14 protein-coding genes are annotated in these 20,133 nt (G+C 74.9%); 7 read left to right on the forward strand and 7 right to left on the reverse strand.

Annotation, left to right across the window (positions count from 1 at the left end):
- Positions 1–101: 101 nt before the first annotated feature.
- Entirely contained in the window at positions 102–1,142 is a 1,041-nt protein-coding gene (locus ACFWDO_RS09320) for a hypothetical protein (RefSeq protein WP_380325962.1), read from the reverse strand.
- A gap of 71 nt (positions 1,143–1,213) precedes the next feature.
- Here ACFWDO_RS09320 and ACFWDO_RS09325 point away from each other — a divergent pair, with 71 nt between their 5' ends.
- Positions 1,214–1,408, forward strand: coding sequence for a hypothetical protein (locus ACFWDO_RS09325; protein WP_380325965.1), 195 nt, complete (start codon positions 1,214–1,216; stop codon positions 1,406–1,408).
- Here ACFWDO_RS09325 and ACFWDO_RS09330 read toward each other — a convergent pair.
- On the reverse strand, positions 1,394–3,781 hold the full coding sequence (locus ACFWDO_RS09330; protein ID WP_380325968.1) for a YhgE/Pip family protein: 2,388 nt from the start codon (positions 3,779–3,781) through the stop codon (positions 1,394–1,396). The genes ACFWDO_RS09325 and ACFWDO_RS09330 overlap by 15 nt on opposite strands.
- On the reverse strand, positions 3,778–6,687 hold the full coding sequence (locus ACFWDO_RS09335; protein ID WP_380325971.1) for an MMPL family transporter: 2,910 nt from the start codon (positions 6,685–6,687) through the stop codon (positions 3,778–3,780). The genes ACFWDO_RS09330 and ACFWDO_RS09335 overlap by 4 nt, the downstream gene beginning before the upstream one ends.
- 184 nt (positions 6,688–6,871) lie before the next feature.
- Between ACFWDO_RS09335 and ACFWDO_RS09340 the strand changes: the two genes are divergently transcribed.
- Positions 6,872–7,519, forward strand: a complete 648-nt coding sequence (locus ACFWDO_RS09340; protein ID WP_380346913.1) for a TetR/AcrR family transcriptional regulator — start codon at positions 6,872–6,874, stop codon at positions 7,517–7,519.
- 104 nt (positions 7,520–7,623) lie between these two features.
- Here the strand turns inward: ACFWDO_RS09340 and ACFWDO_RS09345 are convergent, their stop codons facing one another.
- Complete coding sequence (locus ACFWDO_RS09345) at positions 7,624–9,726, reverse strand: alpha/beta fold hydrolase (RefSeq protein WP_380318972.1); 2,103 nt, start codon at positions 9,724–9,726, stop codon at positions 7,624–7,626.
- Positions 9,727–9,766: 40 nt separating this feature from the next.
- Complete coding sequence (locus ACFWDO_RS09350; RefSeq protein ID WP_380318975.1) at positions 9,767–10,885, reverse strand: NAD(P)-dependent oxidoreductase; 1,119 nt, start codon at positions 10,883–10,885, stop codon at positions 9,767–9,769.
- 200 nt (positions 10,886–11,085) lie between these two features.
- Between ACFWDO_RS09350 and ACFWDO_RS09355 the strand changes: the two genes are divergently transcribed.
- The gene (locus ACFWDO_RS09355) at positions 11,086–12,312 is read left to right on the forward strand and encodes an FAD-dependent oxidoreductase (protein WP_380318978.1); all 1,227 of its coding nucleotides are present in this window, start codon (positions 11,086–11,088) and stop codon (positions 12,310–12,312) included.
- A gap of 81 nt (positions 12,313–12,393) precedes the next feature.
- Here ACFWDO_RS09355 and ACFWDO_RS09360 read toward each other — a convergent pair whose 3' ends face one another.
- Positions 12,394–13,731, reverse strand: a complete 1,338-nt coding sequence (locus ACFWDO_RS09360) for a PLP-dependent aminotransferase family protein (RefSeq protein ID WP_380318981.1) — start codon at positions 13,729–13,731, stop codon at positions 12,394–12,396.
- A gap of 117 nt (positions 13,732–13,848) precedes the next feature.
- Here ACFWDO_RS09360 and ACFWDO_RS09365 point away from each other — a divergent pair, with 117 nt between their 5' ends.
- Complete coding sequence (locus tag ACFWDO_RS09365) at positions 13,849–14,562, forward strand: pyridoxamine 5'-phosphate oxidase family protein (RefSeq protein WP_380318984.1); 714 nt, start codon at positions 13,849–13,851, stop codon at positions 14,560–14,562.
- 148 nt (positions 14,563–14,710) lie between these two features.
- Here the strand turns inward: ACFWDO_RS09365 and ACFWDO_RS09370 are convergent, their stop codons facing one another.
- Complete coding sequence (locus tag ACFWDO_RS09370; protein ID WP_380318987.1) at positions 14,711–16,786, reverse strand: cytochrome c oxidase assembly protein; 2,076 nt, start codon at positions 16,784–16,786, stop codon at positions 14,711–14,713.
- Between the two features lie 222 nt (positions 16,787–17,008).
- Between ACFWDO_RS09370 and ACFWDO_RS09375 the strand changes: the two genes are divergently transcribed.
- The 3 genes from ACFWDO_RS09375 to ACFWDO_RS09385 are packed head-to-tail and all read left to right on the forward strand — an operon-like array spanning position 17,009 to position 20,132.
- Positions 17,009–18,277, forward strand: coding sequence for an ABC transporter substrate-binding protein (locus ACFWDO_RS09375; protein ID WP_380318990.1), 1,269 nt, complete (start codon positions 17,009–17,011; stop codon positions 18,275–18,277).
- 2 nt (positions 18,278–18,279) lie between these two features.
- Positions 18,280–19,203 (forward strand): carbohydrate ABC transporter permease, encoded by a 924-nt coding sequence (locus ACFWDO_RS09380; protein ID WP_380318993.1) that lies wholly within the window; start codon positions 18,280–18,282, stop codon positions 19,201–19,203.
- Positions 19,203–20,132: a carbohydrate ABC transporter permease gene (locus ACFWDO_RS09385; protein ID WP_380318996.1), complete on the forward strand. Its 930-nt coding sequence runs from the start codon at positions 19,203–19,205 to the stop codon at positions 20,130–20,132. The genes ACFWDO_RS09380 and ACFWDO_RS09385 overlap by 1 nt, the downstream gene beginning before the upstream one ends.
- Position 20,133 lies beyond the last annotated feature (1 nt).

Consider the following 20,133-nt stretch of genomic DNA (forward strand, 5'->3'; position numbering starts at 1 on the left):
GGTAGTTCGCAAGCCCGCGAGGTAGTCCACTACCTCGCCAGGATGCGAACTACCTCGGCGATTTTCGAACTACCTCGGCACGATCCGGACTACCTCGGCGGTCAGGCGAGGGTGACGCCCAGCGCCTCGAGGACGGCGTCGACGGGGTTGCAGTACGTCAGCCCCGTGCCGTCGGCACCGCCGGTCTCGGAGCCGGCGAACAGCAGCCCGATCGCCACGCCGTCCTCGCGGTAGACGAGCGACCCGGAGTCGCCGCCGCGCGAGAACGCGCCGCCGGTGCCCTCCACCTCGATCTGGTTGTCGAAGGACAGGGCGCCGAGCTCCTCGCCGTAGCCGACCACCACGTCGTCCATCTCGATCGCCGTCACCCGGCCCTGCGTGAGCGCGGTGGTGCGGCCGATCTTCGCGACCGCCTCGCCGCCCGCGGCGGCGGCCGTGGTCGTCACCGCGCCGACGGGGTAGGTCGGGTCGGTCTCGATCCCGTCGTCCAGGAGCGCGAGCGCGGCGTCCACCGTCGCGGGCTGCCCGGGGGTTAGCGGCACCACCTGCGCGAGCGTGCCCACCCGGTCGGCCGGCGCGCGACCGCCGTCGGCCGGGCCCGGCTGCACGACGACGTCCCCGACCTGCGCCGACGGCGACCCCGCCAGCACGTGGTAGTTGGACAGCACGAAGCGCGCACCGTCGGTGCCCTCGGTGCCACCGCCGTCCGCCTTGACGACGAACGCGCCGAGCGTGCCCGCGGTGACGTCGACGTGCGCGATCGACACCCCCGGCCGCAGCGGCCGCACGCGGTCGGTCTCGCCGAGCGCGCGCGCCGTCACGACCGGCGGGCGGACCTGCGCGCCGAGGGTGCGAATGCGGCCGGTGCGCCGCACGTCCACGGAGTCGCCGGCCTCCGCGGCCAGCTTCCGCACGAACGAGCGCGCCGTGGGCACCCCGAGCCGGTACCGCACCGCGATGGCGAACGCGCCCTCCCCCTGCGGCGCGAGGCCGAGCGACAGGGTGGGGGCGCGCACCACGTCGGCGGGCGTCGCGTCGTCGCCGACGGCGTACGGGCTGGCGGGCACGCCGTGACGCTCGGCCAGGTCACGGGCGAAGTCGGTGAGCTGTGCCTTGGTCTCGCGCGCCGTCGTCAGGTCCATGCCGAGAGTCTGGTGCAGGCCTGTGACACACCAGATGTCACAAACCGGCGAGTCGGACATCTCTGCTTGCCGTGAGACCCGCACGATCCCTCGCGACCGAGTCCGACGACGTCTGCCGCGCCCTCACCTGGGCCCTCGACCACGACCTGCACGCCCTGATGGAGCACCGTCAGGTGGCGCACCTGGGCGCCGCCGCGCGACGGCGCGCCGACGCCCTCCTCGTCATGCGCTGGCAGCGCGCCGCAGCGCGGTCAGGCGCGCAGTAGCCGCCGCACGCCGAGCCGGCGGCCGCGCGCGGTGACCAGCGTGGCGAGCGCGAGACCGCCCAGGCCCCACAGCACGAGCAGCGTGACGCCCATCCCGAGCCCGCCGGCGGCGGGCACGACCACCGCGGTGAGCGCGTCGCGGGCGGCGCCGACCGGCAGCGCGTCGACCAGGCCCTGCAGCAGCGTGGGCACGGTCGCGACGATGCCGGTGGCGATGAGCAGCACCGCGATGAGCAGGCTGATCCCGCGGCCCAGGTTGCCCAGCAGGCCCACGAAGCCCTGGTGCACGGCGACGAACGCCACCGACGCCACCGCGCCGACGAGGATCGCGCCGACCCAGCCGCCGGCGTCCAGGCTCTCGACCGCCGCGAGGATCACCCCGACGGCGGCACCGGTGACGGCGCCCACGGCCGCGGGGAGGGTGAACGCACGCAGCGCGAGGCGCACCGAGTCGCGCGTCGAGCCGAGCGCCCCCGCCAGCACGGGCGGGAAGATCGTCAGCAGCGCCAACGCGCCCAGCCACAGCGCCACGACCGCGAACAGCGGCCCCGACGCGCCCATGCTGATGCCGCTCGCCGACGGCGCCTTCACCGGCTGCGCGACCACCGACGACAGCGTCGTGCGCTCGTCGTCCGTGGTGGTCGGGATCTGCCCCTTCGCGTCGCCGAGGCCGTCGGAGAGGTCGCCCGCGCCCGTGGCGAGCTGCCCGACGCCGCTCGACAGGTCGGACGCCCCCGTGGCCAGCCCCTCGGTGCCCGTCGCCAGCTGACCGACGCCGGTGGACAGGTCCGCCGCCCCCGAGGCGACGCCCGTCGCGCCCGTGGCGAGCTGGCCGACGCCCGTCGAGAGCTGCGACGCGCCGCCGGCGAGCTTCGAAGCCCCCGAGCCGAGAGCCGTCGCTCCGCCGGACAGGTCCGACGCGCCCGACGCGACGCCCTCCGCGCCGCCGGCGACCTTCGTCGCACCGGACTCGAGGTCGGCGAGGCCGTCCGCGAGGTCGGACACCCCGCCCGAAAGACCGGCCGCGCCGTCGGCGAGGTCGTCCGCGCCGCCGGCGAGCTTCGTCGCGCCCTCGCTCGACTGACCGATTCCGGCGGAGACGGCGTACAGGCCGGTGGGGTCCGAGCCCGCGGCCGCCGGCTTCCCGGCGAGCGCCGAGGCGCCCGTGGCCACCCCGCCCGCGGCCTTCTGGAGCGCCGGTCGGAGCTTGTCCATCGCGTCGCAGCCCTCCTGGGCTCCCGCGGTGCAGGCGTCCTGGGCGGCGAAGTACTGCCCGAGCAGCGAGTCGACGGCCTGCGTGCCCTCGGCGAGCTCGGTCGCCGATGCGGGCAGGTCCGCCGTCTCCTTGTCCAACGTCGCGAGGCCGCCTGCCAGTGCGTGGGCGCCGTCGGCGAGGTCGGACGCTCCGCCGGCGGTCTTCGAGGCTCCGTCCGCCAGCTTGTCGGCACCGTCCGCGCTCGCGGCGACGCCGTCCGCGACCCCGTGCGCGCCGGTGGCAACCTGGTCCGCCCCGTCGGCGAGGGCGGAGGCTCCACCTGCGAGCTGACCGGCACCGTCGGCGAGCCCCGAGGCGCCGGACGCCACCCCGGAGGCGCCCGAGGCGGCGCTGCTCGCACCGTCCGCGAGCTGACCGGCCCCGTCGCTGAGCTTCGACGCGCCGCCCGCGGCCTCGCCCGCGCCGTCCGCGAGCTGGCCGGCCCCGTCGCTGAGCTTCGTCGCCCCGCCCGCGGCCTGGTCCGCGCCGTCGGCGAGCTGGTTCGCGCCGTCCTGGGCCTGCCCGATGCCGTCGGACAGGTCGTTGAAGCCCACGAGGACGTTGTCCACGTAGGTCTCGGTGAGCGTGCTGGACAGGACCGAGGTGGCGGTCGCGGCGACGACGCGGGCCAGCGCGTCGTCGGCGACCCGCCCGCCGGGCGGGGTGCTGACGTCGATGGTGGCCTGCTTCGCCGTCGACGGGTCGTCGTTGCCCATCGACGTGGCCGCGGCGGAGAAGTTCTTCGGGATCGTCACGACGGCGGCGTAGGTGCCGTTCGCGAGGCCGTCGGTCGCGGTCTCCTCGTCGGTGATGGTCCAGTCGAAGTTGGTCGCGTCGGCCGCGGGCTGCGCGGCCTTGGCGCCGTCGGCGGTCTCGCCCCCGCTGACCAGGCCGGACGCGAACTGCCGCCCGAGCGGCACGGTCTGGCCCTGCACCTCGACCGGCTCGTCGAGGTTGACGATGGCAGCGGGCACCTGGTCGAGCCGGTCCTGCGGGTTCCACAGGGCGGCGAGCAGCAGCCCGAGGATCATGAGCGGCAGCAGCGCGACGGCGGCGACGCTCCACGGGTTGCGGCGCGCGGCGGCGACGCTCGTCGGGGTCGGGGTCGCGGCGGTCATGCCTGCACCTCCTGCACGTGGGTGTCCTCGTCGATCTCGGCCGGCTCGCGCACCGGTTCGGGCGCCGGTGCGTGGACCGGCTCGGCGGACGGCGGGGGCGGTGGCACGTCGGCCCCGGTGAGCACGCTGGGCGCGCCGAACCCGGCGCCGACGTCGAGCACGGCGACCTCGCGGCCTGCGCCCTCGGGGCCGCCCGCGTCGAGCAGGTCGGTCGCGGCGACGCCGCTGGCCCCCAGCAGCACCGCGGTGCCGCCGTGCTGCGCCCGGGCGAGCGCGCCGGCGAGGGCCTCGCGCGCCGGGCGGTCGACGACGGCGTCCGTGCGGTCCACGACGACGATCCGCGCGCCGTCGCGTACCGCGGCGTCGACCGCGGGGGCGGGGCGGCCGTGCTCGGCCAGGGCGTCGACGACGGCGACGCGGCCGCGCACCGTCATGGCGCGCTCGGGCAGTACGAGGCCGGTGACCTTGACCGCGCCCGCGTCGGGCGCCATGCGGCCCGCGAGCGCGAGCAGCACCGCGGAGACCGGGGCGGCCGCGTCGCCGTGCACGCACAGCGCGCCGCCTGCCGGGAGGCGCACGCTGACCGGCCCGACGACCGGCGGCGCGCCGTCGTCCGGTCCCGCGACCACGAGGTCCCGGGCGGCGACGGCGTCGGTGGCGTCCGGCTCCGGCCAGGAGGCGAGCCGCAGCTCCTTGGTGAGGCCCTCGCCCTCGACGTCGAACGTGGGCAGGATGCGGTCGAGCCAGCGCGGCATGTGCCAGGCCCGCTCGCCGAGCAGCGCGAGCACCGCGGGCACGAGCGTCATCCGCACGACGAACGCGTCGACGACGACGCCGACGGCGAGGCCGAGGGCGATCGGCTTGAGGGTCATGTCGCCCTCGGGCACGAACGCGACGAAGACCGCGAACATGATGACCGCCGCGGCGGTGACCACCTTGGCGGAGCCGAGGAACCCGCTGCGCACGGCGCGGCGGGCGTCGCCGCCGTGCACGTAGTCCTCCCGGATCCGGGAGACCAGGAAGACCTCGTAGTCCATGGCGAGCCCGAACAGCACGCCCATGAGGATGATCGGCATGAAGCTGATGACGGGGCCGAGCGTCGTGACGTTGAGCGCGTCGGCGAACACGCCCTCCTCGAAGACGAGCGCCACCGTGCCGAAGGCGGCCCCGACCGACAGCAGGTAGCCGAGCGACGCCTTGATCGGCACCCAGATCGAGCGGAACACCATGGTGAGCAGCACCAGCGACAGCCCCACGACGACGAGGCCGAACGGCAGCAGCGCCGCGCCGAGCTTGTCGGAGACGTCGATGCCGACGGCGGTGAACCCGGTGACGGACAGGTCGACGCCGTACTTCTCCAGGTAGTGGTCGTGCTGGTCGCGGATCTCGGTGACGAGGGCCTTGGTCTCCTCGGACGTGGGCCCGCCCTCGGGGATCACCTGGATGATGCCGGTGTCGGCGGTGGGGTTGGGCGTGGACAGCGGCACGTCGGCGACGCCGTCGAGCGTGCCGATCTCCTTGCCGAGCTCGTCCATGAGCGTCAGGGGGTCGTTGCTGGTGACGATCGACCCGGTGACGATGAGGGGCCCGTTGAAGCCGTCGCCGAACTCCTGGCCCACGAGGTCGTAGGTGACCCGGGCGCTGTTGTCCTCGGGCAGCGAGCCGGCGTCCGGCAGCGCGAGGCGGAGGTTCGTGGCCGGCCAGGCGAGGGCGGCGATGGCGCCCACGACCAGCACGATCGTCAGGACGGGGAAGCGCGTGGCGCCGCGCACCCAGCCGTCGAAGAAGCGGTTGCGGCGGACGCCGTCCGCGGGAGTGGCGGCGGGCGCGGCCGCACGCTTCGCCCTCGCCTTCCCCTTCGGCTTCCGGGCCGCCCGCGGCGCCCTGGGCCGCAGCCGCTCGCCCGAGAACGAGAGCAGCGCCGGCAGCAGTGTGAGGGAGATCAGCACCGCGACGCCCACCGCGACGGCGGCGGCGATGCCCATGACCGTGAGGAACGGGATGCCGGCGACGCCGAGGCCCACCAGCGCGATCATCACGGTGAGGCCGGCGAAGATGACGGCCGAGCCGGCCGTCGCGACGGCGCGGGCGATCGACTCGTCGACGTCGAGCCCTTGGCCGAGCTGTTCGCGGTGCCGGGACACGATGAACAGCGCGTAGTCGATGCCGACGGCGAGGCCGAGCATCAGGCCCAGCATCGGCGTCGTCGAGTTGATCGGGCCGAACACCGTGGCCGCGAGGAGCAGCAGCATCGACACGCCCACGCCCATGAGGGCGTTGACGAGCGGCAGGCCGGCCGCGACGAACGAGCCGAGCGTGATGATGAGGACGACCAGGGCGACGACGACGCCGATCGCCTCGATGATGCTCAGCGCCGGGAACTCGACGCTGAACAGCTCGCCGCCCAGGCTCGCCTGCGCGCCGTCCGGCAGCGCGGCGGCGAGGTCGTCGCTCGCGGTGTGCAGCGCGTCCTTCGTGTCCTCCGTGATGACGGACTGGTCGCCGTCGAGCTGGATCGTCAGCAGCGTGGCCGACTCGTCGTCGTTGACCGACGCGGCCATCTGGTCGTCGTAGGGGGAGGTGACGGCGGCGACCTGGTCGATCTCGCCGATCTCGTCGACGGCGTCCGTGATCGGGCCGCGCATCGCCGCGTCGTCGATGGTGGAGCCGTCGGGGGCGACCACGATGATCTGGGCGGACGAGCCGCTGACCTGCGGGAACGTGGCCGCGAGGCTGTCGAGCGCATCCTGCGACTCGGTGCCCGGGATGGTGACGGAGTTGTCGAACCCCTGGTAGAGCAGGCCGGCCGCGCCGCCGACGACGGCGAGCACGAGGACCCAGCCGATGACGACGAGCCGCCGGGCCCGGGCGGCCCATCGGCCGAGGGAGTACAGGACGGAGGACACAGGCTCTCCCGGGACGACGGAGCAGGGATTCGATACGGCACTGTATCCGATGCACGAACGTATCGGATACATGGCCGTATTGGCTAGAGTGGGCCGGGGCCGGGCACACTGCCCGCGCCGGACGCGAGCCCGGCAGACCCGAGAACCTGGCCGCACCCGAGGAGGAGCCCTGACCACCGACAGCGTGGCCCCCGACGACGCTACGGCCGTCCCCGGCCGCTCGCCCCGGCGCGAGCGCACCCGCGAGCGCCTGCTGGACGCCGCTTTCGAGGTGTTCGCGCAGGTCGGGGTCCAGGCCGCGTCGATCGAGGCCGTCTGCGAGGCCGCCGGGTTCACCCGCGGCGCCTTCTACTCGAACTTCGCGAGCAAGGAGGAGCTGTTCCTCGCGCTCACCGAGCGCGAGGCGCGCGGCCACCTCGGGGCCCTCGAGCGCGCGGTCGCCACCGTCGACCCCGCCGCGCTGCAGACCCCGGACGGCTTCCGCTCCACCGTGCGCGAGGTCATCGCGTCCGTCCTGCCCGACCCGGCCGCCAAGACGTCGTGGTGCGTCATGGAGCTCGAGTTCGAGCTGCTCGCGCTGCGCGACCCGCAGGTCGCGCAGCGCTACGTGGACCAGCAGCAGGTGCTGCGCGAGGAGATGATCGCCGCGCTGAACCGCGTCATGGCTGCCCTCGGCCTGCGGTTCGCGATCGACGAGCACGTCGCCATCGACCTGCTCCTCGGCGCCCACGAGGCCGGGCAGCGGGCCGCCATGCTCCCCGCCGACACCGCCCGCAAGGACGCGACCACCATGCTCGAGGTCCTCGTGGACCTCATCGTCGCCCCCGCCTGACCGGGCACCGCACCCCACCGCCCGCTGCCGAACAGGCAGTTGACACCGTTATCGCGCCTCGAGGGGCGCGATAACGGTGTCAACTGCCTGTTCGGCGAGGAACTTCAGAGATAGTCGGGCAGCTCCTGCTCCGTCTCCAGCACGTGCTCGGCCAGGAACGCCAGGACCGTCTGGTACCAGACCTTCGCGTGCTGGGGCGCGAGCACCCAGTGGCCCTCGTCGGGGAAGTACAGGAAGCGGTGCACGGTGCTGCCGTCGTCGGCGGCGGGCAGGCCGGACTCGGTGAGCAGCTCCTGCCACAGGCGCAGGCCCTCGCCGATCGGGACGCGGTAGTCCTTGTCTCCGTGGACGACGAGCATCGGGGTGCGGATGTCGGCGACGAACCGGTGCGGGCTGTTGGCCTCCGCCATCTCGGGCGTCATCTCGCGCTGCCAGTAGTAGCCGTGGTCGGTGGTGGGGCCGAACTGGTCGAGCGCCCACAGGCTGGCGTGCGTGACGATCGCGCGGAACCGGTCGGTGTGCCCGGCCACCCAGTTCGCCATGTAGCCGCCGAACGACCCACCCATGGCGGCGGTGCGCGTCGCGTCCACCTCGGGCAGTGCCTCGACGGCGTCGGTGATCGCCATGAGGTCGGTGAACGTCGTGCCGCCCCAGCTGCCCCAGCCGCGCTGCACGAAGTCCTGGCCGTAGCCGGTGGACAGGGCCGGGTCGGGCAGCAGGACGGCGTACCCGCGCGCCACCATCAGCCACGGGTTCCAGCGCCAGCTCCACGCGTTCCAGGAGCCGAGCGGCCCGCCGTGGATCCACAGCAGCAGCGGCGCGGGGGTGTCCGCGGCGGCGCCGTCGGGCAGCGCGAGCCAGGCCCGGACGCGCGACCCGTCGGCGGCCGTCGTCTCGACCTCCGTGAGGGTGCCGGGCAGCGCCGGGGCGGGCACGGGGCCGAGCAGCGCGGCAGCAGCGACGGGCTCGCGCTCGCCCGCCGCGCCCGACGCGACGAAGGCGGCGAGGTCCACCCGCACCGGCTCCGACGGCGCGGCGTAGCTGGTGCGCAGCGCGTAGAGCGCCGACCCGTCCGGCGCGACCCGCACGTCGGAGAACACGGCGGCGTCGGCCGTCACCCGCTCCACCGTCACGGGCTCGCCCGCACCGGGCCCGCCGGGGCCGAAGGTCAGCAGGAAGAGCGGGCCGCGGCCGTCCTCGTCGGCCGTGACGACCAGGCCGGAGCCGTCGGGCAGCCAGGTGGCGGAGGTCGGCCAGCGGTCCCAGTCGTCCGCGAGGACCTCCGGCTCGCCCGAGCCGTCCAGGCGGGTGAGGCCCAGCCGGACCACGGGGGCCTCCTCGGGCGTCGTCACCGACTCCGACACGAACACGACCCACCGCCCGTCCGGGGAGACCGCGGGGGCGAACGCGTCGGCGTCCGGGTCGTCCACGAGGGCGCGGCGCTCGCCCGACGCCGTGTCGACGGCCGCCAGCGTGGAGCGCAGCGCCGCCCCCGGGTCGCCCACCGACCACGTCGTGACGAGCGTGCCGCCGTCGGGCGACAGGTCGGCCCCGTGCTCGAACAGCTGCCGGCCCGCGCCGGTCACCTGGCGCAGCTCCAGGCGGGCGTCGTCGGCCGCGAGGTGGGCCACGAAGCGGCGGTCCTCGTCGGGTCCGAGGTCGTGGTCCCAGTGCCGCACCGGGTAGCCGGAGTGCAGGATCGCGGAGATCTTGCGGTCCGTGCGCTGCTTGCGCAGCGCCTCGTCCTCGGCGAGCCCGGCCGCCTTGGGCAGCACCGGCGCCGCGACGGAGACGACGTCGGACGCGCGGGCCGCGAGGACGCCGCCCAGGCCGCCCGGTGCAGTGGCCACCACGCGCGCCTCGCCGCCGCCCGCCGGCAGCAGCCACAGCGCCGCCTTCGGCTCCTCCTCGTCCTTCTCCGCCTCCGGGTCCGGGCGGGCGGACGCGAACAGCACGTCGCCCGACGCCGCGAACACCGCCGACGACTCGCCCTTGCGGCTGCGCGTCAGCCGCCGCGCCGGGGCCGCGCCCGCCGGGTCGACCTCCCAGACGGCCGTCGTCCAGCCGGTGCGCTTCGCGTCGAGCGTCTGGACGGTCGTGACGAGGCGTGTGCCGTCGGGGCTGAGCGAGAGACCGGAGACCCGAGGGATCTCCACGTAGCGGTCGAGGTCGTCGAAGGGCGTGGGGGCGACGTTGTCCTGGGTCACGCGCCCCGGTCTACCACAGCACCTGCCGAGCAGGCAGTTGTTACCGCGATGGAGCCCGGGACGGCTCCATACCGGGAGCAACAGCCTGTTCGGCGACGGGGGCGGGGGCGCCGTAGAAGCGGGCGAAGGCGGCGACGAGCCGACGTGACGACTCGACCATGGCGCCCGCCGTCATCCCCGCGACGTGCGGGGTGAGGATCGCGTGCGGGTTGCCCACCAACGGCGAGGCGAACCGGTCACCCTCGGCCTCGAAGACGTCGAGCGCCGCGACCGACGGGCCGCGGTCCGGGTCCCGCAGCGCCGCGTCGAGCGCGCGCTCGTCGACGATCCCGCCGCGCGCGATGTCGACCAGCAGCGAGCCAGGTCGCATCGCTTCCAGCTCGGCGGCGCCGATCATCCCCCGGGTCGAGGCCGTGAGCGGCACGTGCAGCGAGACGACGTCGCACGACCCGATCAGCGCGGAGAGCGAGTCCGCCCGCTCGACGCCCCGCTCGCGCGCGGCCGCGGCCGTGAACCGCGGCGACCCCAGCACGACCACCGACGCGCCGAACGCCCGCACGAGCCGCGCCACCTCCCGCGCCGTCGCGCCCGCCCCGACCAGGCCCACGCGGCGGCCCGCCAGGCCGCGCGCCGGCCCCGGCGCGACCGCCTCGGCCCACCGGCCGGCGTGCAGCGCCGCGCTGCGCCGGGTCACGCCCCGCAGGCCGTCGAGCATCAGGGCCAGTGTGTGCTCCGCGACCGCCGCCGCGTTCGCGCCCGGCGTGGAGAGCACCTCGATCCCCAGCCGCCGGCACGCGGCCGCGTCCACCGTGTCCATGCCGGTCGCGGCGCGCCCCACGACCCGCAACGGCTGGTCGTGGGACGGGTCCGCGAGCCGCCCGAGCACCGTCGCGTCGAGCGGGATGCCCGCCCGGAACTTCACGGCGTCGAAGCCGGACGCGCGCTCGGCCACGTCCACCAGCGCCGCGCCGTCGAACCCGTCGAGGTCGACCACCGCGCCGTGCTCGGCGAGAGCCGCCCGCTCCGGGCCGGGCACGCGCCGCACGTTGACGGTGAGCTCGACGCCGAGACCCCGCAGCTCCCGCAGCTCGGCCGGCCCCCGGGCGCCCGGCGCGGGGTCGACGACGAGCACGCGGGGCGGCGCGGAGGGAATCGACATCGGAGCACCGTACCGACCCGCCCGCCGAACAGGCGGTTGACACCGCTATGGGGAGCGGACGGGCCCCATCACGGTGTCAACTGCCTGTTCGGCACCGTTGGCGGGGCCACGGGGAACGCCGGATGAACGTTCGCTGAACTTGTCCGCGCCGGCGCCCCGTGCGGTTGAGGGGTCCCGCCGTCATCGGGCACGGTCTGGTCGTGAGACCACCGTCGCCCCGTTCGTCCCACCCCGCCTCCTCCCTGCCGCCGCTGCCCGCCACCGCCGACCTGGTCGTCGTCGGGGCGGGGATCGTGGGGCTCGCGCACGCGCTCGAGGCGCACGCGCGGGGGCACTCGGTGCTGGTGGTGGAGCGCGACCCGCGGCCCGACGGAGCCTCGGCCCGGCGCGGCGGGCACGTGGCCGTCACGACGCAGGACGCCGCCACGCTCTCCTGCGCGCTCGCCTCGCGGGAGCGCTGGCTGAAGCTGGGGCGCGAGGCCGGGTTCTGGGTCAAGGACACGGGCGCCGTCGTGGTCGCGCGCTCGGCCGACGAGCTCGCCGTCCTGGACGACCTCGTCGCCGCGCGCGACGGCGACGCCCAGCTCCTCGACGCCGCGCAGGCCGCCGACCGGGCCCACGTGACCGCGGACGGCGTGGTCGGCGGCGCGTTCCTCCCCCTCGACCTGCGCGTGGACCCGCGCGACGCGCTCCGGGCCCTCGCCGCCGCCCTCGACGCGCGACCCCGGGCCGACGTGGCCTGGTCGACGACGGCGCTGACGTTCGAGGCGGGCACCGGTCGCACGCTGGTGCGCACGTCACGCGGGGAGGTCGTGGCCCGGCGCGTCCTGGTGGCGGTGGGCCCCGACCTCGACCGGTTCTTCCCCGGCGAGGCCGCGCGCACCGGCCTGCGGCACGACGTGCGGCAGGTCCTGCGCGTCGTCGCTCCGGGGCGGGCGCACGACCCGGCCGGCCCCGTCGTGCTCGGCGGCAGCACCCTCCTGCGCGACGCCGCCTACGCCCACAGCCCGGCGCTGGCGGACGTGCGCGAGCGCCTGCGCACCGGGGCTCCCGAGCTCCTCGACGCCGCCGTCCACCTCGCGTTCACCCCGCTCGCCGACGGCGCGCTCCTCCTCGGCGAGGCCCGCCGCACGGACGCCGAGCGACGCGCGGACGCCGCGCTCGACCGCGACCCCGAGCGCTCCGACGTCGCCGACGCGCTGCTGCTGCGCGAGGCCGCCGTGCTGCTCGGGCGGCCGCTCGAGGTGCGCCGGCGCTGGTCCGTGCCCGACGTCGCCGTGCCGCGCCCGCGCCGCGGCCCGTTCGCCGGCACGCCGTTCGTCGTCACCGACCCGGCGCCGGGCGTCACGACGGTGACCGTCGCGGACGGGCTCGGCACGACCACCGCGCTGGGCCTCGCCGCGAAGGTCGTCGACGGCCTGCTCTGACCCGGCGGCCGCGCCGGCGAGGGGCCCGGTGACGTCGCGATGGGTCGCCGTCCTGCGCGCTGACGGCGACCCGTCGCTACGTCACCCGCCCAGCCCCGCCCGGATCGCGCCCAGCGCGCGGTCGAGCTCGCCGTCGCTCACTCCCCCGAAGCCGACGACGAGGCCGGTGTGCCGGGCCGTGCGGCACGCGTCGGACAGCAGCGGCAGGTCGAAGCCGGCCTCGCGCGCGGCGGCATGGGCGCGCAGCGCGGCGTCCTGCGGCATGAGCCACGTCGAGTACATGCCGGCGGAGGTCGCCGCCGGGGCGGCGTGCGGCGCCAGGACCGCGGCGACCCGGGCCGCCCGCTCGGCGTACACGCGCCGCGCGGTGCGGACCACCGCGTCGAGCCAGCCGTCGCGCAGCAGGGTCAGCAGGGCGCGCTGCACGGGCCAGGCGGCGACGTCGTGCACGAGCCCGCGGTGCCGCGCCACGTCGTCGAGCAGCGCCGGCGGCGGCACCATCCACCCGACCCGCAGCCCGGGCGGCGCGGACTTCGACGCCGTCCCCAGGTACGCCACGCGGTCCCGGCCGAGGGTGGCCAGCGCCGGCACGGGCGCCACGTCGTAGCGGAGCTCGGAGTCGTAGTCGTCCTCGACGACGACGGCTCCCGTGGCCCGCGACGCGGCGAGCAGCGCCAGGCGGTCGTCGGCCGGCATCACGCGGCCCAGGGGGTGCTGGTGCGCCGGGGTCACGTACGCCGCGGCCAGGCCGCGCAGCGCGGCCTCGTCGTGCCGGGCCTCGGCCGGCAGGTCGACGACGGCGCGGCCCGATGCGCGCGCGGTGGCGACGGCGGCGCGGTAGCCCGGGTCCTCGACGCCCACCGGCCCCGGCGGCAGGACGGCGAGCACGTCGCTCAGCCCCGCCGTCGTCCCCGCGGTGACGACGACCTCGTCCGGGTCCACCACCAGGCCGCGGGTGCGGGCGAGGCGCTCGGCCAGCGCCTCGCGCAGCGCGGGCAGACCGCACGGGTCGTCGTAGCCCCGGGGCGGCGTCGCCGCCGACACCTCCCGCCACGCGCGACGCCAGCCCGCGCGGTGGCGCGGGTCGATCCACGGCTCGCCGGTGCTCAGGCGCACCAGCCCGCTGCCCGGACCCGCCGGGGGCCGCGGTCGCACGTCGGCGCGCGGCACCGCCTCCGACGCGACGAACGTGCCCGCGCCCCGGCGCGCGGACAGCCACCCCTCGGCCACGAGCTGGTCGTAGGCCTGCTCGGCCACCGAGCGCGCGACGCCGAGGTCCGCAGCGAGGGCCCGCGTGCTGGGCAGCCGGTCGCCGCGCCGCAACGTGCCCCGGGAGACGAGGTCGCGGACCTGCCCGGACAGCTGCGCGCCGAGCGGCTCGCGGCTGCCGCGGTCCAGGCGGACGGGGAGGGCTGCCACGGCGGGCTCCTGTCGTCGGGGGGCATGTCGGGGGTCGATGTCGAGGACGAAGTGGCCTGCTGGACCCACCCGGAAATGGCTCGTGACGGCAGGCCAGCCAAGGGCCACGCTAGCGGCATGGACGCACTCTCCCCCACCCCGAGGACCACCGTGCGGCGCGGCCGGAACCGTGCCGTCGCCGACCGCGCGGAGCTGCACGCCCTGCTGTCCGACGGGATGGTCGCCCACCTCGGCGTCGACGTCGGCGAGGGCGGCGACCGGCATCCCGTCGTGCTGCCGTGCGCCTACGCCGTCGACCTCGACGGCCCCGACGACGGCGGCACCTTGTACGTGCACGGGTCGGTCGCGGCGCGCTGGCTGGTCGGGGCGACGGACGCGACCGTGTGCGTCACGGTGACCGAGCTCGACGGCCTCGTCCTGGCCCGGTCGGGGTTCCACCACTCCGTGAACTACCGCTCGGCCGTCGTCATCGGCACCGCGCGCCTCGTCGACGACGAGGCGGAGCGGGAGCGCGCCCTGGACGCCATCGTCGACCACCTGGCGCCGGGCCGGTCCGCGACGCTGCGCCCCGCGACCCGCAAGGAGCTCGCCGCGACCGCCGTGCTCGCCGTCCCCCTGCGCGAGGCGTCCATGAAGGCCCGCGCCGGTGGCCCCGTCGACGACCCGGCCGACGTCGCCGCCGGGGGCTGGGGCGGGCACGTGCCGGTGCGGCGCGTCGTGGGTGCCGCGGTCCCCGACGCCCACGCCCACGAGCCGGTCCCGGCGCACGTCGCCGCCCTGGCCGGCCTGTCGCCGCGGGTGCGCCCGCAGCCTCAGCCCCAAACCGCCTGAGCACGAGGCAGCGCAACGTCTCCGCGAGGTGGCGCGGGAGGCCTTGTCGCGAGGCTGGTCGGGCCTGGCGGGAGCCGAGCGAGGAACGAGCGAGGCGGATGGTGCGCCTCGCGACAAGGCCTCCCGCGCCACCTCGCCCCGACTCGGACTACCTCGGGGGGCGCTCGTCGCGGTCGGCCATCTTCGCGAGCATGGCGTTGTACTCCTCCAGCTCGGCGTCGCCGTCGCGGTCCGCCTTGCGGTCGCGGCGGCGGGCCTCGCGCTCGTCGGAATTCGTCCACTGGACGGCGACGGCGATGGCGAGCGCGAGCGTCGGCAGCTCGCCGATGCCCCACGCGACGCCGCCGCCGCGCTGCTGGTCGTCGATCGCGGGCAGGCCCCACGGGCGGCCCATGTTGCCGAACCAGTCGGCGACGAGCAGCGACGTGCCCGTGGTGAGCACGACGCCGAAGAACGCGTGGAACGCCATCGTCGCGAACAGGAGCAGCAGGCGCTGGGGGTAGCCGGGGCGCTTCGGCCCGGGGTCGATGCCGACCAGCGCGTTCGCGAACAGGTACCCGACCAGCGTGAAGTGCACGATCATCCACACGTGGCCGGCGTGGTTGCGCAGCGCGAACTCGAACGCCGGCGTGTAGTAGAACGCGATCATGCCGCCCGCGAAGAGCACCGCCGCCACCACGGGGCGGGCCAGGAACTGGCCGAACCGGGAGTGCACCAGGCCGAGCACCCACTCGCGCGGGCCGCGGCTGCCGTCCTTGCGGGCCGGGATCGCGCGCAGCAGCAGGGTCACGGGGGCGGCGAGCACCAGGAACAGCGGCACCAGCATCGCCAGGATCATGTGCTGCACCATGTGGCCGCTGAAGATCACGCGCCCGTACACCGCCGGGCCGCCGCTGGTCACCCAGAACATCACGACCATGCCCAGGCACCACGAGATCGTGCGCCCCACCGGCCACCGGTCCCCGCGCCGCGCGAGCCGCGCGGCCCAGCGGAGGTAGACGATCAGGCCGGCGACGCACGCGAACGCCAGCAGCGGGTCGAGGCTCCACTCGGTGAACCAGCGCCCCATCGACGGCTCGGGCGGGAGCGCCCGGCCGGTGAGCTGGAAGGCGGGCGACACGTCGACGGGGACCTCGTCGGGCACGGGCGGCGCGGTGGAGCCGAGCGCCACGGCCACGCCGGAGACGGCGCCGATGACGAGCAGCTCGACGGCGAGCAGCCGCCAGAACAGGCGCCGCACCGCGCCCCGCGAGTCCGCACGGCCGAGCCGGTCCACGACCCACATCCGGTGCGCGAACCCGAACGCGCCGAGCCCCACCATGAGCACGGCCTTGGTGAGCAGCAGCACGCCGTACGGGGTGAGCAGGTCGCCGAACGAGCCCAGGCGCAGCAGCGCGTTGAGGATCCCGGAGATGCCGACGGCCGCGAAGCACCACCCCGCGATCGGCGAGAACCGCGCGACCGCCGCGGCGGCGGTGCGGCCGTCGTCGCGCCCCTCGCCACGACCCTCGGACCGACCCTCGGACCGGGTCAGCACGACCACCAGCAGGGCGCCCAGGCCACCCACCCACACGGCAGCGCCGACGAGGTGCAGCAGCATGGCGCCGACGGCGAGCTCGTGGTCCGCGGCGCCGGCGGCGTGGCCCGTGGTGGACTGCATGGCCAGGGCCGCGACCGGCAGCACCGTGGTCCACAGCGCGCCCACCGGCCCCCGCACCGCCATCGCGAGCGCCGACGTCACGGCCGCGACGACGATGATCGCGAGGTAGAGCCTGCCGAGGTCGAGGTCGGTGACGAACTGCCCGAGGCCCTGCCCGAAGGCGGGCGACGTGGGCGACGTGCCGGAGATGTTGGAGTACCGCAGCACGAGCTGCAGGACGGCGGCGACGGCCCACACGGCGCTCGCGGCGCCGGCGGTGGTGAGCACCCGCGTCTGGGCGCGGCCGGGCGGGAGCAGGCACGCGGCGACGACCAGCGAGCCGAGGGTCACCGAGAGGCTCACCTCGGTGAGCACAGTGACGACGGGCAGCCCGAACCGGACGGCGGCGCCCGGGTCGGTGAACCCGCTCAGCGCCTCGAACGCGCCCGAGTAGGCGCCGCCCGCCAGCACGGCGAGCACGGCGACGAGGACGGCGGCCGGCCCGGCGGCGACGAGCCACCAGGGCCGCTGCGGCGCGCTCGGGGTACCGCCCGACCGCTGGACGGCGGGAGCTGCGGAGGTCACCCGGCCAGCCTATGGGCGACGGGCGGCGGCCCGGAACGCCCCGGGTGTGAGACTCCCCCGCCTTCTCGGAGATCCGTTCTTCCCATTCCAACGATTATCGATTAGTGTCCAGGACGTTCGTTCGACACCGGGCGCCGCGGGCGCCCACCCACACGCAGCCGAACGTCGCGGGCCCCCGCACAGCAGCGGGCCGCGCCAGGCGGCAACCCGAGAGGATCAACGATGATCAAGCACCGCACCCTCGCGAGCGTGGGCACCCTCACGGTGGCCGCCCTCGCGCTCACCGGCTGCGCCGGCTCCGACGACGGCGGCAGCGGCGACGCGGGCGGCACCACCGAGGTCAGCCTCCTCGTCAACGTCACCCCGAACCTCACCGAGGAGTTCTGGAACGACCTCGTCAAGCCGTTCGAGGACGCCAACCCGGACATCGACGTCGTCGTCCAGGACCCGGGCGCCGAGGGCGTGACCGCGGCGCTCCCCCGCCTGCTCACCGCGGGCGACGCGCCCGACGTCGTCCAGTCGCTGCCCCCGACGACCGAGCTCGCCCCCGAGCTCGTCGACCTGTCCCAGTACGACTGGGCCAAGACCGGCCCGCTGGCCGACCAGTACTCGATCGACGGCAAGTACTACATGGCCGGCATCGGCTTCCAGCTGCAGAGCCTCTTCTTCTACAACAAGACGGCGTTCGAGGAGGCCGGCATCACCGAGGTGCCGACCACGGTCGAGGAGCTCACCGCCGACCTCGGCAAGCTCAAGGACGCGGGCTGGACGCCGCTGCAGACCGGCGGCGACTGGATGTCCAGCCACTCGATCCAGGCCCTCGGCCTGCCGACGATCATCGCGGAGAACCCGGACTGGTTCGCGCAGATGAGCGCGGGCGACGTCACCTTCTCCGACACGTACGGCGACACGGTCGCCACCTACGCGGACTGGGTCGCGAAGGGCTACATCCCCAAGGACGCCCTCGGCATCAAGTACCCCGACGCCGAGCAGGCGTTCCTGTCCGGCAAGAGCGCCGTCTACCCGATGGGCAGCTGGTTCGTCGGCTCCGAGGTCAAGGCCGAGGACAAGGCCGACATCGGCGTCTTCCGGGCCCCCGCCGTGGACGGCGTCAGCAACCCGGCGATGGGCGCGAACATCGCGAGCCCGTACTCCATCCTCAAGGCGAGCAAGAACCAGGACGCGGCGGCCAAGCTCGTCGAGTTCCTCGTGACCGACAAGACGGCGGTCGCGGACCAGCTCGAGGTCGACGGCAACTTCCGCGACGGCTACGAGTACGAGATGGACGACCTGGGCAAGGAGCTGCTGCAGATCGTGGCGGACACCCCCGCCGAGTCGTACACCCCGACCGGCCAGGGCTACGGCGAGCGCACCCTGCCCACCGGCTACTCGGACGAGATCAACGCGCAGACGCAGGCCCTCATCGGCGGCACCGCGCCCGACAAGGTCGACTCCGCGATGGACGACTGGTTCGCCTCCACCGCAGGCTGATGATGGCTGCGACCCTCACACCCGCCCGCGCGCGCCGCCGTCCGCCGGCGCGCGTGTGGCGCGACCGCGTCCCCGGGATCGTCATGGGCGGCCCCGCCGTCCTGGTGTTCCTCGCGATGTTCATCGTCCCGATGATCCTGGCGTTCGTGCTGAGCCTGACCGACTGGAACGGCTACAGCCTGAACTTCACGTTCATCGGCTTCGACAACTACGCGGAGGCCTTCCGCAACCCGCGCACCGTGGACGCGGCGATCTTCACCGCCGTCGTCGCGTTCGTCGGCACGGTCCTGTGCAACGGCGTCGGCCTCTTCATCGCTGCGCTGATCGCCGGCAACAGCCGCGCGAACACGCTGCTGCGCACGATCTTCTTCTACCCGTACATCATCAGCGCGCTGATCATCGGGTTCCTGTGGTCGGCGATGCTCTCCCCCGAGGGCGCCGTGAACGGCCTGCTGGGGCACCTCGGCATCGCGCCGGTGCCGTTCCTCACCGAGGTGGCCTTCGCGAAGGCGAGCGTGATCCTCACGATCGTGTGGTCGCACTTCGGCTTCAACATGATCCTGTTCCTCGCGGGCATCAAGTCCGTGCCCACGGAGTACTACGAGGCCGCCACCGTGGACGGCGCCTCGAAGTGGCAGCAGTTCCGCAACGTGACGATGCCGCTCATCGCCCCCGTGTTCACCGTGAACCTCGTGCTCACGCTGGTGGGGCTGCTCAAGGTCTACGACATCGTCCTGGCGCTGACCGACGGCGGCCCCGCCGCGTCGACCCAGACGATCGTGTACCAGATCCTGCGGGACTCGTTCGCCCAGTCGAAGCTCGGCTTCGGCGCGGCGCAGTCCGTGGTCCTGCTGCTCGTGACGGCGGTGCTGGGCCTCGCGGTGACGTTCGCCCGGCGCGGCGCGGAGAAGAAGGTGGCCGACTGATGGCGACGACGACGCACCCCACCACCCCCGTGACCCCGCCGGCAGCCCCGGCGCCGAGCACGCCGGCCCGGACGCCGCGGGCCCGGCGCCGCGAGCGCCCCGGCGTGGGCACCGTGCTCAAGTGGGTGGTGCTCGGCCTCGGCGCGCTGGTCATGCTCGTGCCGCTGTACATCATGGTGATCAACGCCTTCAAGCCGCAGGACGCGATCATCTCCTCGCCGCTGGCGATCACCCCGGACACGTTCAGCCTGGAGTACCTGCAGGCCGCCCTCACCAGCGAGAAGTTCAACGTGGTGAAGGCGTACGGCATCACGCTGCTGTTCGTCGCGCTGGTCAACGTGTGCGGCATCGCGCTCGCCGCGCCGGTCGCGTACGTCATCGCGCGCGGCCGCTCCAAGTGGCACCTGGGCCTGCTGCTGCTGTTCGTGTCCGGGCTGTTCATCCCGGGCCAGGTGACGCTGATCCCCGTCGTCTTCGTGCTGCGGGTGCTGGGCCTCATCAACACGATCCCGGGCTTCATCCTGTTCGAGACGGCGGCGACGCTGCCGGTGACGATCTTCCTGTTCTCCGCCTACCTGCGCACCGTGCCCCGCGACATCGACGAGGCCGCCGCCCTGGACGGCGCGGGCAGGATCCGGGCGTTCTGGTCCTGCATCTTCCCGATCATGCGGCCGGTGGTCGCGACGATCGTCGTGCTGAACTCGATCAGCGTCTGGAACGACTTCGTCAGCCCGCAGATCATCCTGGGCCCCAGCTCCGGCATCTACACCGTGACGACGGGCGTGTACGCGGCCGTGGGCGAGTTCTCCACCGACTACACGACCGTCTTCCCGACCCTGCTGCTGGCGGTGAGCCCCGCGATCCTCTTCTTCGTCCTCATGCAGCGGCACATCATCGGCGGCCTGGTCGCCGGCGCGACGAAGGGCTGAC

This window comes from Isoptericola sp. NPDC060185, assembly GCF_042728595.1.
Taxonomy (GTDB): Bacteria; Actinomycetota; Actinomycetes; order Actinomycetales; family Cellulomonadaceae; genus Isoptericola.

Excerpts from the sequence above, each read along its gene's own strand:
- ACFWDO_RS09320 (WP_380325962.1), bottom strand. The coding sequence starts at position 1,142 with ATGGACCTGACGACGGCGCGCGAGACCAAGGCACAGCTCACCGACTTC.
- ACFWDO_RS09330 (WP_380325968.1), bottom strand. The coding sequence starts at position 3,781 with ATGACCGCCGCGACCCCGACCCCGACGAGCGTCGCCGCCGCGCGCCGC.
- ACFWDO_RS09350 (WP_380318975.1), bottom strand. The coding sequence starts at position 10,885 with ATGTCGATTCCCTCCGCGCCGCCCCGCGTGCTCGTCGTCGACCCCGCG.
- ACFWDO_RS09365 (WP_380318984.1), top strand. The coding sequence starts at position 13,849 with ATGGACGCACTCTCCCCCACCCCGAGGACCACCGTGCGGCGCGGCCGG.
- ACFWDO_RS09375 (WP_380318990.1), top strand. The coding sequence starts at position 17,009 with ATGATCAAGCACCGCACCCTCGCGAGCGTGGGCACCCTCACGGTGGCC.
- ACFWDO_RS09380 (WP_380318993.1), top strand. The coding sequence starts at position 18,280 with ATGGCTGCGACCCTCACACCCGCCCGCGCGCGCCGCCGTCCGCCGGCG.
- ACFWDO_RS09385 (WP_380318996.1), top strand. The coding sequence starts at position 19,203 with ATGGCGACGACGACGCACCCCACCACCCCCGTGACCCCGCCGGCAGCC.